The organism is Comamonas sp. Z3, from assembly GCF_008121565.1.
Classification (GTDB): Bacteria; Pseudomonadota; Gammaproteobacteria; order Burkholderiales; family Burkholderiaceae_C; genus Comamonas; species Comamonas brasiliensis.
This window is the reverse complement of record NZ_VOQU01000008.1, coordinates 18,813-35,227: the sequence shown is the minus strand read 5'-3', so window position 1 is coordinate 35,227 and position 16,415 is coordinate 18,813. Positions and strand designations below refer to the sequence as shown.

Annotated in this window: 11 protein-coding genes; 7 read left to right on the top strand and 4 right to left on the bottom strand. The window is 58.1% G+C overall.

The genetic code is table 11. The annotated features are described in order from the left end of the window. Positions 1 to 94 precede the first annotated feature (94 nt). The 3 genes from FSY59_RS21870 to FSY59_RS21860 all read right to left on the bottom strand — a co-directional run bounded on the left by FSY59_RS21870 (position 95) and on the right by FSY59_RS21860 (position 4,174). On the bottom strand, positions 95 to 865 hold the full coding sequence (locus tag FSY59_RS21870) for a fimbria/pilus periplasmic chaperone (RefSeq protein ID WP_148729676.1): 771 nt from the start codon (positions 863 to 865) through the stop codon (positions 95 to 97). 43 nt (positions 866 to 908) lie between these two features. Beyond that, positions 909 to 3,407, bottom strand: coding sequence for a PapC/FimD family outer membrane usher protein (locus tag FSY59_RS21865; RefSeq protein ID WP_019043864.1), 2,499 nt, complete (start codon positions 3,405 to 3,407; stop codon positions 909 to 911). 233 nt (positions 3,408 to 3,640) lie between these two features. Next, positions 3,641 to 4,174, bottom strand: coding sequence for a fimbrial protein (locus FSY59_RS21860; protein WP_003053102.1), 534 nt, complete (start codon positions 4,172 to 4,174; stop codon positions 3,641 to 3,643). Between the two features lie 1,383 nt (positions 4,175 to 5,557). Between FSY59_RS21860 and FSY59_RS21855 the strand changes: the two genes are divergently transcribed. Together FSY59_RS21855 and FSY59_RS21850 are read left to right on the top strand one after the other, a co-directional pair. After that, on the top strand, positions 5,558 to 5,812 hold the full coding sequence (locus FSY59_RS21855) for a hypothetical protein (RefSeq protein ID WP_141567888.1): 255 nt from the start codon (positions 5,558 to 5,560) through the stop codon (positions 5,810 to 5,812). A gap of 1 nt (position 5,813) precedes the next feature. After that, positions 5,814 to 6,080, top strand: coding sequence for a hypothetical protein (locus FSY59_RS21850; RefSeq protein ID WP_003053100.1), 267 nt, complete (start codon positions 5,814 to 5,816; stop codon positions 6,078 to 6,080). 996 nt (positions 6,081 to 7,076) lie between these two features. Here the strand turns inward: FSY59_RS21850 and FSY59_RS21845 are convergent. Next, on the bottom strand, positions 7,077 to 7,376 hold the full coding sequence (locus FSY59_RS21845; protein ID WP_003053095.1) for a hypothetical protein: 300 nt from the start codon (positions 7,374 to 7,376) through the stop codon (positions 7,077 to 7,079). Positions 7,377 to 7,625: 249 nt separating this feature from the next. On the opposite strand from FSY59_RS21845, the gene FSY59_RS21840 reads away from it, so the two are divergent. The 5 genes from FSY59_RS21840 to rnk all read left to right on the top strand — a co-directional run bounded on the left by FSY59_RS21840 (position 7,626) and on the right by rnk (position 16,371). After that, complete coding sequence (locus tag FSY59_RS21840) at positions 7,626 to 10,436, top strand: ATP-binding protein (RefSeq protein WP_003053093.1); 2,811 nt, start codon at positions 7,626 to 7,628, stop codon at positions 10,434 to 10,436. 5 nt (positions 10,437 to 10,441) lie between these two features. Next, positions 10,442 to 11,671 (top strand): EAL domain-containing protein, encoded by a 1,230-nt coding sequence (locus FSY59_RS21835; RefSeq protein WP_003053090.1) that lies wholly within the window; start codon positions 10,442 to 10,444, stop codon positions 11,669 to 11,671. 5 nt (positions 11,672 to 11,676) lie between these two features. Continuing rightward, positions 11,677 to 14,934 (top strand): response regulator, encoded by a 3,258-nt coding sequence (locus FSY59_RS21830; RefSeq protein ID WP_148729675.1) that lies wholly within the window; start codon positions 11,677 to 11,679, stop codon positions 14,932 to 14,934. 32 nt (positions 14,935 to 14,966) lie between these two features. Then, positions 14,967 to 15,629, top strand: a complete 663-nt coding sequence (locus FSY59_RS21825) for a response regulator transcription factor (RefSeq protein WP_003053086.1) — start codon at positions 14,967 to 14,969, stop codon at positions 15,627 to 15,629. A 334-nt stretch (positions 15,630 to 15,963) separates the two neighbouring features. Then, positions 15,964 to 16,371 carry a nucleoside diphosphate kinase regulator gene (rnk, locus tag FSY59_RS21820; protein WP_003053084.1) on the top strand — a complete coding sequence of 136 codons (408 nt, stop codon included), beginning with the start codon at positions 15,964 to 15,966 and terminating at the stop codon, positions 16,369 to 16,371. The last annotated feature ends 44 nt before the right edge of the window (positions 16,372 to 16,415 follow it).

Here is a 16,415-nt window from a genome sequence, read left to right as displayed (position 1 = left end):
GGACGATAGCCATGATTTTCAACATACACCGTCATCGCCACTCAGGATGTTGGTTGGTCAGATCAATACGAAAGTGCCCTGCACATTGCTCGAATCAATTCTTGGATTTTTCGGTATTGACCTTGCAATCCTCACCATCACAATCGAAAACCAGCGCAACCTGCCCGCCAAAATCGTTCACATAGCTCAGTACCGGGTTGGCACCCAAGGCCTGCATATTGGCCTTCAAGTCTGCGGAGCTTTTGGGGGACACCATCAACGATTCAAAACCCTCAACGGTATCGCCACCTTTTTTATTGCTGGCGCCAATAATGGTCACATGGTAGGGCGTCGGGTTATGGATGGTGTATCCCTTGGCCTGCTTTTTCAGCGTGATCTGCTCCTGGAATGGAGTAGCCTGCAATTTAGCGGCGGCAGCTGCCAGATCCGCGGGGCGATAGAACATCTTGATGCGGGTCTGCAAGGCGATCTGGAGTGCATTTTCCTTGTCGGACTTCGGGGGAATCTCGCGAAGATTGAAGTAAAACACGGACTCGCGATCCTTCGGCAACTCCTGGGCCGCAGGCAATGCCTGGACCTTCACCTGAGTCTGCGCGGAGGGCTCCACACGTTGCAAAGGGGGCAATACCGCGAAAGCTGCCTTGGCCCCTTCCAGCTTGGTCCCGCTCTCATCTTCCAGCCAGCCCTGCGCCAGATAGGGCAGCTTTTCGTTCTTGTTCATCACGACAAGACTGACCGATTTCTCGTTAGCAGGGTACACCAGTCGGGTGCGATCCAGGCTGATGGCAGCGTTGGCAGGTGCAAACGAAATCGCAATCATCATTCCGAGAGCGACACGCACGGCAGAGAGAATCTTCGAGTTCATGAATTATCCTTTTCTATGTATACAAGATATGCTTGAGGAGGCCTTATTCTTGGCACTGCACCGTCAAGCTATCGGACAGGTCGCCAGGCAGCGTATCCGACAATTGAACCTGGCACTGACCGGTATCACCCCACTTCACCTGCAGCTGTTCTCCGGCAACGATGCCATTGACATAAGTGACGCCCTGCTCACCGACAAGACCCAGCTCCTGCTGCTTCTCGTTGAAAACCCGTGCACCAAAGGGAGGGAAGCTGCCGTCCTTTGTCTGAAGGGACAGCATTGCCTTTTCGCCGACGAGCATGTCGAATTTTCTATAGCCGATCGCGCCCTCGGTAAAGGTTCCCGTGGAAATCGAGTTATTCGCCTGCACGTTGTCCGGCATGCCGTTCACATCGATATCGATGGAGTTGCGGTTGTAACTGCCCACGTTGGAGACCACCGCCTTGCCAAACATATTGCTCTTGATCTTCGATCCGAATCGACCCACGGGCACACCTGCGACGCCATTCGTATCCACCAGAACCCGAGTGCCACCGCTGGCGCCAACGGGATGCAGCGCGCCGCCCTCGGGCGTGACCGTCAGCCCGCCTCGCACCGAAACGTTCAGGGACGAGTAGTCCTGCGCCCTGTAGCTGGCCATGGCATCCACCTTCGCCAGAGAAGTGTCTCGCGAGTAGTAGGCACTGCCCTCGGCACGGCCACCGGTCTCGCCCCCACGCAGCGTGTAGTAGTCGTTCGGCGAGGTCCGATCCGAGTAGCTCACCGACTGAGATTTTGACGATCCATAGGCGCCGCTGTAGCCCAGCGTCCCCGAGTTGCCCCATGGTATGGACATCGACAGAAAAACCCCGTTGTCTTTTTTCCCGTTGTACTCGCTAGAGTACGCATTCATCGATACCGATACATTTCTGAAATTCCCGAAATTAAAGTAGGTCGATGCTGAGAGGTTGTAACGCAGGCTCTCTGCATTGTTCCAATAGGTCAGTCGGTTAATGCTCAGGTAGGCACTCACCTTGTCGAACTGCTGGTTGAGCGCAACCGTGTACATCTGCTTGGGGCGCATCGCGGAGTAGTCTTGCGACAACCGCAGATAGTCAGACATCGACAAGAAGTTCTGATCGGAAAAGCGATAGCCGGCGAACGTGACCTGACTTCTCGTCGCGTCAAACACCTTGGAATAACTCAGGCGGTATGAATTCCCGCCTCTCCAGCTCTCCATATCCCTCAGTTGCGCCCTGGAATGCGTGACGTCGAATGACAGCGCACCAAATTGCGCCAGGTCGCGGCCAATGCCGGCCGAGAATGCCTGATACTTCCCGCTAAGAATCGAGCCTCCGTAGAGGGATACATTGTTGCTGGCACCCCAGGAGACTTCGCCACCGGCGAAGACAGGACCGTTCATGCGATGGTTCATCTCCGAGGGCTTGCCCGCCATGGCCTTGTAGCGCAACTGACCAGGACGGGTCAGGTACGGAATCGAGGCCGTGTTGACCTGGAAGGTCTGCACGCGACCATCAGACTCCTCGACACGCACGTCAAGTTGCCCGGAAGTGGAGCGATCCAGATCCTGGATGCGGAACGGGCCGGCGGGAACCAGTATTTCCTTGATCACACGACCTTGCTGGCTGATCGTCACCTTGGCGTTGGTCTGCGCCACGCCAGACACTTCAGGCGCATATCCCCGCAAATTCGGGGGCAGCATCGCGTCGTCCGACTTCAGGCCCACACCGGTATAGCGGAAGGTGTCAAACAGATTCGACTCTAGATAGCTTTCACCAATAGCCAGGCGCGCCTTGTATTGGGGCAGCGGGCGATACAGCGTGACATCCGTCCAGGAGAACTTCGACTGCGACGGGTTCGAAGCTGCCCCCGAATTCGAGTTTGATTGTGAGTTGGCCTGCCAGCCCGCGCGCAGACGCCAAGCCCCCAGATTCGCCCCGACGACGCCGTTGCCGGTAAATCGGGTCGAGCTGCCGCCCGATGTTTGATCCATGTGCTGAGCAGCCAGGTAGTAATCGAAGACTGCGCCGGAGATGCCATCTTCCCATCGGCTTGGAGGATCCCAGTATGGAGCGTTGTATTCGAGGTTGACCTGGGGAATATTGAGGTACAGCAGGTTCTTGCTGACATCGGGACGCACCTCCATGCCGTTGACGCTATCAACGATAAGGCACTCGCCGTCATTCCACCATTTGACCTTCACCATGGCGTCTTCGGTCAAGCCGAGCTTCTCGACCAGGCTTTGATCGATACAGACGCGGCTTTCCTTCTTGTCACCTTCAGGGGAGATAAATCTCACCGGAACCGTCTTCAGCGCCTGACCATTAATATTCACCAGCAAGTCGTAAACACCCGGCAGCACATATCCCTTGGTGGAAAATGCGCTCAAGTCAATATTATCCCGGTCCTTGACATCCAGAAGATCGGCGTTGAACTCCACCGTATCCGCATAAGCGAAACCAGGGGAAGCACATAACACTGTGGCGCCCAGAAACGTGGACATCAACAATGCGCGAGAAGGGCCAAAATAACGGAACGACATGGAGTATTTCGCTGATCGAGGTTGAATACGCGCGAGAGCTTTATGTCTTATGGCGTATCGCTGATGGTTCTAAACTTGCTGGCATTACAAGGTGGATACCTATCGGCAACAGTTCGGAACAAGCGGCTCAAAAAAATAATAGGCCTGTGAATTGGTGCTCCACAGGCCTTCGTCTAAACCAGTCCCGGGAATTGATAATTCCCGAGACTTAGCCTAAGTAACCAGCTGGCAACTTATTGGTAAGCGAGCACAAAGTTGGCAGGCACGCTGAATGCGCCAGGAACCAGTTCGCCGGGGGTGGTGCTGCCCTTCAGGCGTGCATTGAATGTCAGCTGGGGGTTGCTGACCAGGGGGCTCAGCGTGATGGGAGCAGTGGCTTCACCCAGCTTCACTTGCTGCAGGTTGGTGGTCAGCAGTTCGATGGAAGCACCGGCAGCGCCACCCAGCAGGCCCAGGGAGTACTGGTCATAGGGCGACTGCATGCCTGTGAAGGTCACCGACAGCTTGTCCTTGGTGCCGGCGGTGATCACGCAACCCTGCAGGTTGATGTGGAAAGGGACTTCAGCAGAGGTGCCACCATTTTCCAGAGCGGCTGTAGCGATGGCACCCAGGCTAACGGCTTGGTCCAGCGAATCAGCGGCGATCGAGCAAGGTGCATCGATAATGGAGCCGTTGAAAGTGACCTTGCCGGAACCTTGGTCGGCAGCGTTGGCAGCTGTCACGCCGAAAGCCAGAATGGAAGCGATTGCGAGCGTAGAGATTTTCATGTTTGTCCTAAGTTAAGAATATCGAAATGCAATAAGCAGCTTTAAGAAAAAATGCTTGGCTTGCAGTTGCGAGATAAGCAACAGGACGAATGATGCTTTCGCCGCCCCCTGCCAGGCTTAGGAACATTCCTAATCGGCTATCACAGAAGCATCGCAATAGTCAATGAATGTTAATCACATTGATTTCACCGAATTTATCGGTGGCAGACACTCGGAGAGTCGCCCTTCTCCACTCGATTTTTGGATCCTGGACGTGCAGGAACATCGCAACCGTCGTTATCACTGCGGCCTTGAGCGGCGTTGTCGAGCACAGCACGGGAAAATGCGCAGCGAGTGCACGCAAAAGATGAACGAGATGAATTTCGATTAGCTGCCGCGGCCGTCCAGCGCAGCAAGTTCCGGTGGGGTGTGCGCAATTACCTGCGGAATGCCGAGTCTGCGCTGAGGCTCGTGGCAGCGCTCGCCGTCGTTGCATAAATCCGTTTGAGGACGGATTGCCCACGGCCCCGGGCAAGTACCGCCTTACCAACGAGCGCCGTTGCGCGTCTCTTGCGGGGTGTCATCGGTTTGCCTGCACACCCTGCTCACACTCTCGGCAAAAGCTCTATCACGGCAGTTGCAGGCCCTCTCATACGGGGCCTCCCGTTGTCACCAGGCAATGCGGCCACTGGTGGCTTGTAGGCTTGTACATTGGCAGCCTTGACCACAATGCACGATGATCGCCCTGCGCGGCCTTCTGAAGCAGACAGGTATGTGCACGGCATTCTCTTCACATTGCGACTCCAAGCGATTGCCCATTGCACAGCCCGGCACTTGATGTGAGAACAAGTCAAGGGCCGCATGCAGATACAGCCAGCCTTCATGCGTGGGCGTGGTGATGAAGCTGATGTCTGTGCCCCAGGGTATTGAGTGCTCCGATCTTGAACTGCTGCTCCAATAGATGCGGGACCAGGATAGATCGCGCCAATGCGTCGGCAATGCGGCACCCATGCGGCTTTACCAATCCATGGCGGCGGCTGCACCCGCCCGATCTGGCGCCTGTCAGAACAGGTCAGAGCAGGAGCAATTGCCGAATCAAAGCTGGAGCGTTCTGCAACGCATGCTCCACGGCAAGGCTGTCTCTACCTGTGTGCTTTGGGAATCCGTCGCGACAAGCGCCTGATGCTCTCTAATGTGCCGGGCAAATATGGACTTGCTGCCTCACGCAGCGCGCAACGCTCAATCAGCAGCCGCAAGCCAATGTCTCCAAGTCAACGCTGACCCATGCCCAAATTGACATTGCTTGACAACATTGAGCGCCCGGAGTCTTCGAATAGGAACTATCTGAAGCTGGCGCCCGATCCAGCTATCTAGACTGCCGCCCTGTATGACACGCATTCGCCCATGGCAACCACATTGGTGCGCGAGCAACTGCGCATCAATCAAGAACCGCCGCGGCATAAACCTATCGTCATGGAGGCCGACATCAAAGACCCTCGTTACCAAAGAATGCGCACCAACCAGCCACCCGCATCCCGCCTTCTTGCCGGCTGGCCACGGGACCTGCTCTCCGGCGCATTGGTTCAAGTGTCGACTCGTGCAAGTAGCTGCCACTGCCATTTTGTGTGCTGGCACAGCGCACCCATACTGAAGTACTGACATGAAGAAAATCAATGTCAAACCCTTTGCCGCAGACAAGGCTTCTGCAGTTGATTCTGATGCCCGCCCCGCTTCGGTGCCGAAGGCTCAGGTCGCCAGCCTTGAAGCACAGCTGATTGGCCATGGCCTGAGTCGCCATGTACCAGCCATGCAGGGTGGCTTTGACGTCATCACCAACTACGGCTCCTGGCACGTGGATGGCGAACTCGCCGCGCAAATGGCAGAAGTGATGCGCCTACACCTGATGAAGCAGTTGGAGACGGTATAGACCTCCTATAGGCGATCTTGAGCACCAGTTGGCGAACTAGGCCACGGCGTCGTGATCAATCTGCCATTCGCAGTTTTTTCATGGACATGCCAGACACGCCAACTTCGCCGTTCATGGACAGGCTGACATTGAGAATGCCGGAGTGCAGACCCCGAGCCCGCATGCACCCATTGCCTGGAAGCTCTCGCTGCAGATGGCTCAGTATTTCGCCGGGCAAGCCTTGGTGCGGCACATGTCGGCCGTGTGCCAAAGTCAGAAGCATCCCGCAAGGCTATGCCTCTTGCAGCCGCACAATGCCGCGCGGCAGTGGCAGAAGATGGAGGCTGCCTCTGAACTCGGTGCGAGTGGTGAACATGCAGGCTGCGAATGATCGGGGTTGCCGCTGACACTCAGCCATCCATGGGAACGCGTACCAGGCCAAGGCACTCAGATCGACCAGGAATGGGCGGCATGCGTCGAGTCCAAGCTTGGTGAAGGCTGGATGGGACGCCTGTCACCCGCTGCCCAACACCAAGGATGCCCGCGTTTCGCGGGCATCCTGCCTTTTGAGGTAGCCATCAGTGACTTGGATAGGCTGCTCGCCAACCAACAGGCACGAGCCATCCAGCAATTCCCAAAGGCTAACAAGGTGTGAAGTACAGGGTATCTTTCCTCAAGCCTCGGCAGCAAATTTTGGCGGCAGCAGACTGGCCCGTGATCACTCCGAATGGGCGCTCTACCTTGAGCTGAATCATTGGCAGCAGGTGCATGCACGGTGTGTACCAGGCGCGACCCGGCCTCCCACCAACGTACGCCTTCATGCCGAAGTACCGCTGATTGCCTTTCTCGGCATCTGGTGCATTTCTGGATCATGCGACTTGGCGCTGTGCTTGTCGGAGCTGGACGCGCCGATCAACGTCGCGCATCCACAATGGTGCTCACAAGCAGCCGCTTTTTACTCACCAGCAGGTCGGTGGCCGTCTTCGGAATTTGCTCGGCCAGTTGGTGCGCTTCCCGTCAATGTCGCAAACGCAGATTGTGGCTCTCATCGGTTGTGGCACTGTCGCATGGCAGGCAGGCGAAGTCCCGAGACAGTGGCGTGGCGCGCTGCGCGGCGCGTCTTTCATGGCTGGGTCGCTGGGCGTGAGCCTGCATGTAGTGAATGCGCAGCAGCAGGCGACCTGGACCGTTCAGCACCATGGCGCCATCAATGGCGCCCCAATCTTTCCACGGCACGACTTGCTGCACCTGCTTGAGGAATTCGCGTTTGCGTGTCTTTTGGGTGGAAAGCTTCAGACCCAGATCAGATTGCGGCATGGGCCGGGATGCTGCCGCACCCGGCACGCATATGCGGGAGATTTATGCAGAGGCTACCGAACGCCGCAGCTTCTCCTTTTCGAGAAGCTTGACCTCCTGCTCACCGCGTTGACCAACTTAGCCCGCATCGCTGACATGTCGCGATTATGTGAACAAGCCATGGGCTGAAAGATTCTTTGTCGATTTGGTACTCGTCAGATTCAGATTTATCTGAACCGCAAGCAGGCGCTCGCTCAATAGCATTTGCCTATGCACCGACTGCCCCTCAGGCCCATTACAAAAAATGCCACGATCGCCACGCGCCTGCCTGCGGCATTGCTGTATGCGCTTGCAGTGTCTGTGCTGCTATGTGCCGTCACCATGGCATTGCTTTATTGCTTCTGGTCGATCAACGACAGTGTGTCGAGATACCGGCGCCAGATGAACGCTGCGGCCTACAACGCCCAGCTTTTCTTTGATCAGCGCGAGCAATTGCTGCGCGCCACGGCAACGTCTGCGGTCCGCAACCTCAAGCCATTTGCGACTTCCCAAATGCTCGGCCTGTCGAGCCACATCAGGCAGCTCGAGACTTACCCGTTGCCGGAGGGCGAGAATCGCCACGAGTGGACATTGGTCCTGACCCCGCGGGACGTGCATGACAACAGCCGTATCAAGACAACGCTTGTCTACACGTCCATGCGCAGCGGCACCACACTGCCGGTATTGGGCGACAGCGCCTCGAAAGCGCCTGATATCTCTGCGCAAACCCAGAAGTGGATCGCCAACGCGCTATCGAGCGAAAACCCGAAGGTGGACATCTCAGGCAGCCCCCCGCTGGTATGGTTGAATCCGCCCAACGACGACGCTGAAAGGCTGTTTCTTTACACGCCCATCGACAGCACCGAGGCCACCAGCGGTTGGCTGGGCATCACGTTCGACGATATCGGCTCGGCCCTGGACCTGACCAGCATGGCTGGAGGCAGCTATGTCCTCTACGACCCCCATGGTCACGCGACGCTGCGGGGCGCCAACGCTCCCGACATTGACGGCGACTCCCTGACCGACAACTTCGGCATTGTCTGGCAGGGCAGCATCCCCAGATATCTGGCGCTGAGCAAGTCCGTAGGACATGCCGGCTGGCGCCTGCAGTACTACATGCCCGTCAAGCAACTGCTCAAGAACAACGCCGCAAAGCTCTACGGCGCGCTGGCTCTTTGCATGGCACTCGCGGTCATCCTGCTTCTGGTCTCCCGCTACATCCACCGCAAACTGCTGACTCCCGCGAGATCCAACTTCCTGGCCTTGGTGGACAGCGTGACCCTGAACCGAAAGCTGCTGAAAACCGCGCCGGTCGGTCTGGCGCTGCTGCGGCACAACGAGAACGAACCATTGCTATCCAACGATCTGGCGCACGCCTGGCTGAAGACCGAGCGGGACTGGAGGCATATTGCCGCGTCCACCAATCTGAACGGCATTGGCGGGGATCTCGAACTTGAAGATGGCCGCGTGGTCCAGCGCACCTTCACCCCGATGACATATTGCGGCGGACCCGCTGTTCTGTGCACTATCAACGACGTTACCAAACTCAAGCAGACGGAGTTGTCGCTGCTCAATGCCATGCAGGCTGCCGAAGCGGCGAACCAGGCCAAGACGCTGTTCCTGACGACCATGAGCCATGAGATCCGCACACCGCTGTACGGGATTCTCGGCACGCTGGAGCTGCTGTCACTGACCGGCGCGACCGAGCAGCAACAGCAATATCTGGACACTTTGCGTCACTCGTCCACCGTCCTGCTATCGACCTTGAACGACACCCTGGATCTGTCGCGCATCGAAGCGGGCTATATGACGCTGGAGCGGCGCCCCCTGGCTCTGCTCGAGGTACTGGACAATGTGGTTTCCACCTTCTGCGTGCGCGCAGAACGCAAAAACCTGAGGCTCTATTGCACGGCCTCCGTCAACACGCCACTGCTGGTGCTGGGTGACGTCACGCGGCTGCGCCAGATCCTGGACAACCTGGTCAGCAACGCCATCAAGTTCACGGTGAGCGGGCACATCGTGCTGCGCCTGCGCTCGACACCGGTCGAAAAATCCCATGTGCAGCTGGAATTCGAGGTTGCCGACACTGGCATCGGCATTGCCGCCGAGCATTTGCCACAGCTGTTCGACCCCTATTTTCGTACCGACTCCGACATTGACCAGCTCATACAGGGCACAGGCCTGGGCTTGTCCATCTGCTCGCGCCTGTCGCAAATGATGGGCGGCGAGCTGGCCGCCACCAGCGAACTGGGCATCGGCACGCGAATCTCATTCAAGGTGACGCTGCCCATTGCGGCGGAATCGATACCCGGCAATCTGCCCATGCTGTCGCCCAAAAAGATCTACGTCCGCGGGGCCGTACCCGAGGTCGTGAAAAACCTGTGCGGCTGGCTGCGCCTGTGGGGTGCAATGGCAATGCCATACCGCGAACATCACTCCTCCATCGATACGCAGGCACTGCTGATCGAGGCCTGGCCCTGGGCGATGCCTCTTGCGCATTGGCAACACCAGCGCATCGTCATGCATCCGCCCGGCGCCCGGCACGGCATCACCGCAGACCGCAACACCCTGCTGATCAGCGCCCACGGCATCCTGGGTCTGGGCCGCGCCATACAGCAGTTGCGGGAAGGCCAAGGCCTAGCGGCCCCCATCGGACAAGCCGATCGCGACCTGATCAACATGAATTTGCTGGTGGTGGAAGACAACCCGATCAGCCAGCTGATACTGCGCGAACAATTGCAGCACCTGGGCTGCAAAGTGGCGATTGCGACGAATGGGCAGACCGCCCTGAACCGGCCTGACATCCAGGAATTCGATGCCATTCTGACCGATCTGCACATGCCGGTGCTGAACGGGTATGAGCTGGCGTTTGCGCTGCGCGAACGCGGCTACGCGCGCCCGATTCTCGGGCTGACCGCCAACGCGTTTCCAGAGGAACAGCGGCGCGGCCTCACCTCCGGCATCAGCATATTGCTGATCAAGCCGCTCTCGATAGCCCAGTTGCGCAAAATCCTGAACTCGATCAAAGCCGAGGGGAGTTAATCACCATGCTTTCCAAATACAGAATCCTTGTCCTGGACGACCACGAGTTTTCCTGCGCCCGAATCTGCGCCATCCTCGCAGATGCCGGATTCGTTCACGTCAGGGCGGCACAAACTGCCGAGCAGGCATTGGAGCTGATGCATGCGGAGCACTATGACATCGTCATCATGGACATCAGGATGCCCGATATGGATGGCGTGCAGTTCATCCGCCGACTCGCCCTGGAGAACCTGACACCCATGCTTGCGATCTCCAGTTCCTGCTCGCGCCGCATCATGAACAGCGTCAGCCTGATGGCCAAGGAAATCGGATTGTTCGTGCTGGACGCCTTCTCCAAGCCGTTCGACCCCAGCTATGCCCAGACCATCATCAGCAAGCTGCGGCACCGTGTAGCGACGCAGACCTCAAGCCCTGCTCTTCGCTTTGGCCAGCCCCTGGTGTTCGACAAAGCGGCCATAGAGACCGCACTGAGCGCCCGCAAGATACAGGCGTGGTTTCAACCCAAGATGGCACTGCGCACCGGTGAGATCGTGGGCGCTGAGGCGCTCGCCCGCTGGGATCATCCCGAACACGGCTTCATGTTGCCCGGCTCGTTTCTGGCCGCCATCCACCATTGCAAACTCGAGCGGCAGCTGCTCCAGCGCATGCTCGAGGATGCGCTGACCGCGCATCGACAGTGGCGCGACATCGGCTATACGATTCCCGTATCCGTCAATCTGCCGGTCCCCCTTCTGGAGAACCCGGATCTGCCGGACGAACTGGAGCAAACCGCTCGCCAATGGGAGGTCCCCCCAGGCAACATCAATTTTGAGCTGCTTGAAGACGAGACAACCGCTGCGCCTGCGCACTACTACATGGGCGCAAGTCGATTGAGGCTGAAAGGCTTTGGCCTTTCTCAGGATGATTTCGGCAAAGGATACAGCTCCATGTACAACCTGATCTCGATGCCGTTCACGGAACTCAAGATCGATCGCGCCTTCGTGACCGGAGCCACCGTTGATGCGGCCCGAGGTACGGCGCTGACCTCAGCGGTGCAGCTGGGCAAACAGCTTGGCCTGACCGTCACCGCAGAAGGCGTAGAAACCCTCGCGGACCTGGAATTTTTGCGCCGCATCGGCTGCGACTGCGCACAAGGTTTTCTGATATCGTCCGCACTGAAATCCAGCGACTTTGCCCTGCTGCTAAATAACGATCAACGCAGGCAATTGTTTCCTCCGGAGGCTGCGCAGTTATAGCGGATATGCAGAACACGCCCATCCAACAAATCAAGCGCACATCGCGCCGGCAAAACTGGCTGCTGTTTGGCATACTGCCCATCGCTGTCGCCCTGGTGAGCGCGCTGCTCTGGGGTGGACAGCGCATCGTTGACCGAGAGCGCGACCGGCTGCTCGTCGACTTCAGCACCTTGGTAGGCTACATCAAGGAGCAAGAAATATTCCTGCGCCAGCTACGTGCCCAAAGCCAGGATCTCGAAGCCATCCCTTATTCCCGGGTCACCAGTTTCCATGAAGTGGATACGCCAGCCGATTGGAGGGCTCGCCTGTTCCTCGGCCAGGAATCAGTGGTGGATATGCCGTTTTCGCTGGCCTGTGCCCTGCCCGCCCAGTGCTCCGCGGCTCCCGGAACCCTGTTCCAGCTGGGCAGCTATCTGTCCGATTTCTACTCGACGTTCTGGGCATCTTCCTACTTCCCTGCAGCTGCCGTCTTTTTCGTGAATCCAGCGGACAGCACCAGCATCAGCGTCCCGGCGATCAATACCTATGCCGGCTATGAAGCCATCAGCACGGACATGTTCCGGACCACGGTTTTTGCCATCCGGGAAAATCTGGCCACGCAGTCCGGCTCTGCCGTGCAGGCGCAGTCACTCGGCAAACGGCTGCCGACGCAAAATCCCAACGAAGTGCACTGGTTCAAGGCTGCTGCCTTGCCTGACAAGATGATCGGCTGGGTTCCTGCCGGATTTCCATCCGGCCTGTGGGGGCCGTCCGGTCCCTCCCAGAATATTTATGCAGCCACGCTGCTCAGCCGCGAGCGCATCAACGTGCTCGAGAGAAACACCGCCAGCGGACTGCCCTACCAGTTCTGGCTGACGCATCAGGGCGTCTCTCTGATGGGAGACACTTCGGCGCCGGCGGTCACCAAGCTGGGCCTATCCTATACCAGCGCCGGACTGGTGTGGAAGGCGCTGGACCCAACTGGCGCCTGGAGCGGCACTTATCTGATCAGCTACGCCAGCTTTTTCAAGGGCCACATGGCCCTGCTCATTGGAGCCGCCTTCTTTGTGGTCCTGAGCATGCTCGCTGGCCTGAGCTATACGCATTGGTACAGGCGCCGGGTCATGGAGCCTGCCGTGGAGGCCCAGCGCATGATCGACGAACGCGACGCCTTCAATCGCACGCTGATCCAGACAGCCCCCGTCGCGCTGTGCGTGATCAGCAAGGCCAGCGGAGACATATTGTTCAGCAACTCCATTGCCCTGGAGTGGTTGGGCAGTGAGTCCGACCCGCCACAGCCGTTGCAGTCCAACGCCATTCAGATCCTGCGTTCGCTGCGCTCTGTGGACAGGCCCGGCAGCATGGACAACCTGCACATCGACAACGAACGCACGCTGTCGGTGTCCTACACTCCGGCACGCTATATGGACGGGGACGCAGTCTTGTGCGCTTTTACCGATATCAGCACGCGCGTAGAAATCGAGCGCGCGCTGGAGCGCGCACGCAGCGCAGCGGACGAGGCCAGCGAAGCGAAATCCACCTTTCTGTCCACGATGAGCCACGAGATCCGTACGCCTCTGTATGGCGTGCTGGGCACGCTGGAACTTTTGACCGCCACACGGCTGGACAGCCAGCAGCGTCAATACGTCAACCGGATTGAAGGCTCGTCGCAAATCCTGCTGCAGCTGATCAGCGACATTCTGGATGTCAGCAAGATAGAGGCCGGACAGCTCAAGCTGGAACGCCTGGCATTCAGCCCACGCGAACTGGTGCAAGATTGCACAGGCTCCTATGCAGCCATGGCGCAACAGAAAGGACTGCTGTTTTTCTCCGCTGTCGACACCGGGATTCCCGATTCGGTATTCGGCGACCCCGTGCGCGTACGCCAGATTCTCAGCAATTTGATCAGCAACGCCATCAAGTTCACCAATGTCGGCAGCGTCATCGTCCGGTGCCTGGTGGTGGATCAGCCCCCCGGCCACGTGACGCTTCAGATTGAAGTGGCCGACAGCGGGGTGGGTATTGACCGTGAGGAGCAGAATCGCCTTTTCACGCCGTTCTATATCGTCGATGGCAGCCGGCATGTCGTGCGAGGTGCCGGCCTGGGTCTGTCGATCTGTGCGCGGCTGGCCGAACTCATGGGCTCATCCATGCAGGTCAAGAGTGAAAAACAGGTGGGCAGCGTCTTTTCCATCGCGCTGACACTGGATGTGGACCATCAGACCGTCACCGATTACCCCGACCTTGCAGACGCTCATATCTGCGTGCGGACACCTCACCCGGAGCTGACGGAGAACATCTGCGCCTGGCTGACCCGCTGGAACGCGCAGGCCGAGCTGCTGGCCCAGCCCAGCCCTGCTCACACCTCGCATGCACTGCTGCTGGATGTGCTGTCAAGCAGCACCACCCCGCCTCCGGAATGGAAGGGGCACTACGTCAGCATCTCCCCTCTGCTGCAAGAGTCCACCCATCCTGATATCGATGCACAAGATGTTCTGAGCATCGGCCGGGGAATCCAGCGCATCCTGCACAACCAGCAACTGATAGCCCCGCCTGAACCCGTCATTCCCCGGTTCTCGATACGCATTCTGGTCGCCGAGGACAACCCCATCAACCAGACCACCATCCTCGACCAGCTTGAGCGGCTTGGATGTCAGGTCACCTTGGCGGAAGACGGCGAGGACGCTCTGGCGCTATGGGATGTACAGCCGCATGACTTCGTTCTGACCGATGTGAACATGCCGCTCATGAACGGCTATGAGCTGGCCCGCACGCTCCGCTCGGAAGGTGTGATGTGCCCCATCATCGGAATTACCGCCAACGCCATGCTCGACGAGCAGCGACGTTGCATCAATGCGGGCATGAATGCCTGGATGGTCAAGCCGATCGGCCTGAATACGCTGATACAGATGCTGCGCGAATACGCGCCTCACTCGGAAATTGGAGCCCATGACACGGCGGCCCCCAGTCTGCCCGAGATTGCACCCGTGCATATCCCCGAAGGCCCTCCACAAGTACCGGCCAAATATCGGGATCTGTTCCTACGCACCATGCACGAGGACGTCATCAAGCTGGAGCAGTCGAGGCAGGACAGGCGCGTGGATGACATCATCCTCACCCTGCACCGCATCAGCGGCGCCCTGGTTGACGTCAATCATTTTCCCCTGGCGAAAAGAATGCAGCAACTAGAGAATCACTTGCACTTCGATAGCTTGAACGGCGAAACTGACGCCGCACTGAATTCCATTCTTGAGGATCTGAAGATATTCCTGGCGGGAGTGTAGTTCCTGGAGCCGTTGTCAGACTCGACCACTTAATGATCAATGCCATGGAAAAAATCCGCATCGTGCTGGCCGACGACCACCCTTTGACACTCGTCGGCATTCAGGATCTGCTTGAACGCGATATGAACATCGTCGTGACCGCATCCGTTTCCACCTCTACCGCTTTGGTGGAGCAATTGAATTCGTCATTGCCGGACATCATCATCACCGACTACACCATGCCCGGCGACAGCGTGTATGGCGATGGCATCCGATTCGTCGACTATCTGATCCGCACCTACCCCGCCCCCAAGCTGCTGGTTCTGACGATGATCTCGAATCCGATGATCATCTCCTCTCTGTACGACGCTGGCGTGTGGGGGGTGGTCCTCAAGCATGACAAGCTGACGGAGATTCTCTCGGCCATCAACTGCCTGCGGCTGGGAAACAAATATTTCCCCACCAACTACCAGCAGAACGTCAGCCGTGAACAGAGAAACACCTCGGTCGCCGATCGCGTCAAGCTGCTGTCTCCGCGCGAGTTCGAAGTGCTTCGCCATTTCGTGCGCGGCGACAGCGTGGTGCAGATCGCGGCCAATCTCAAACGCAGCGTCAAGACGGTCAGCACGCAAAAGACATCGGCGATGGAAAAACTGAACGTTCAATCCAACCAGGAACTCATCACTTTCTGTGTCGAGAACGGTCTGTTCGAATAGCCTCAGCCTGTTGGCGCCCTGGCAGTTCCAGCACATGCGCGCCTTCGGGCTCATAGGCTGCGAGCGCGTAACTTGAGACTCAGATCAACAGTGATTTACCTTTGCCCAATGCTCGTAACACGCCCTCCTGACCAGGGCAAGTGCGGTGTCAATCCGCACTGACGGAGTGCGAGATGACTTGGCAGTTTGCGGCGCTGCACTGACAATACCTGAAACGCACCAACTTGGTGCCTCTTCTCGAATGCCTTGGCCCGGACAACACCGTTGCCCGGGCTTTTGTCCGTTTGCGCAACGCCAAAGCGCCAACCACACCATCTCTCAAGGGAGTTACTACATGGAGCGCAAGCCCAATATCACTCTGTCCTCCTTGGACCTGGATCGCATTGAATCGCTGCTGGAGAAGAACAATAGCCAGTTTCCCGGCCGCGATGCCCTGGAGGCGGAGCTGGACCGTGCGGATGTACTCGATCCCGCAGAAATGCCGGCCAACGTGGTGACGATGAACTCCACCGTGCGTTTCACCATGCTCGAGATCGGCAAGAGCAGCACGCTGACGCTGGTCTACCCCAAGGATATGGATGGCAGCGCCGACAAGGTTTCCATCTTCGCACCAGTGGGCATCGCCTTGCTGGGCCTGTCCGTGGGCGACGAGTTCAAGATGCCCAGCCCTACCGGCCAGGTAACCGTGCGCGTGGATGCCATCGAGTTCCAGCCCGAAAGCGCGGGCGAGTTCCATCGCTGAACCTGTTCGCCTCATAAAAAAGCAGCTCACCGGAGCTGCTTTTT

Coding starts and splice junctions, on each gene's coding strand:
- FSY59_RS21845 (WP_003053095.1), bottom strand. CDS start 7,376: ATGCCGCAATCTGATCTGGGTCTGAAGCTTTCCACCCAAAAGACACGC.
- FSY59_RS21860 (WP_003053102.1), bottom strand. CDS start 4,174: ATGAAAATCTCTACGCTCGCAATCGCTTCCATTCTGGCTTTCGGCGTG.
- FSY59_RS21835 (WP_003053090.1), top strand. CDS start 10,442: ATGCTTTCCAAATACAGAATCCTTGTCCTGGACGACCACGAGTTTTCC.
- FSY59_RS21855 (WP_141567888.1), top strand. CDS start 5,558: ATGGCAACCACATTGGTGCGCGAGCAACTGCGCATCAATCAAGAACCG.
- FSY59_RS21870 (WP_148729676.1), bottom strand. CDS start 865: ATGAACTCGAAGATTCTCTCTGCCGTGCGTGTCGCTCTCGGAATGATG.
- FSY59_RS21850 (WP_003053100.1), top strand. CDS start 5,814: ATGAAGAAAATCAATGTCAAACCCTTTGCCGCAGACAAGGCTTCTGCA.
- FSY59_RS21830 (WP_148729675.1), top strand. CDS start 11,677: ATGCAGAACACGCCCATCCAACAAATCAAGCGCACATCGCGCCGGCAA.
- FSY59_RS21825 (WP_003053086.1), top strand. CDS start 14,967: ATGATCAATGCCATGGAAAAAATCCGCATCGTGCTGGCCGACGACCAC.
- rnk (WP_003053084.1), top strand. CDS start 15,964: ATGGAGCGCAAGCCCAATATCACTCTGTCCTCCTTGGACCTGGATCGC.
- FSY59_RS21840 (WP_003053093.1), top strand. CDS start 7,626: ATGCACCGACTGCCCCTCAGGCCCATTACAAAAAATGCCACGATCGCC.
- FSY59_RS21865 (WP_019043864.1), bottom strand. CDS start 3,407: ATGTCGTTCCGTTATTTTGGCCCTTCTCGCGCATTGTTGATGTCCACG.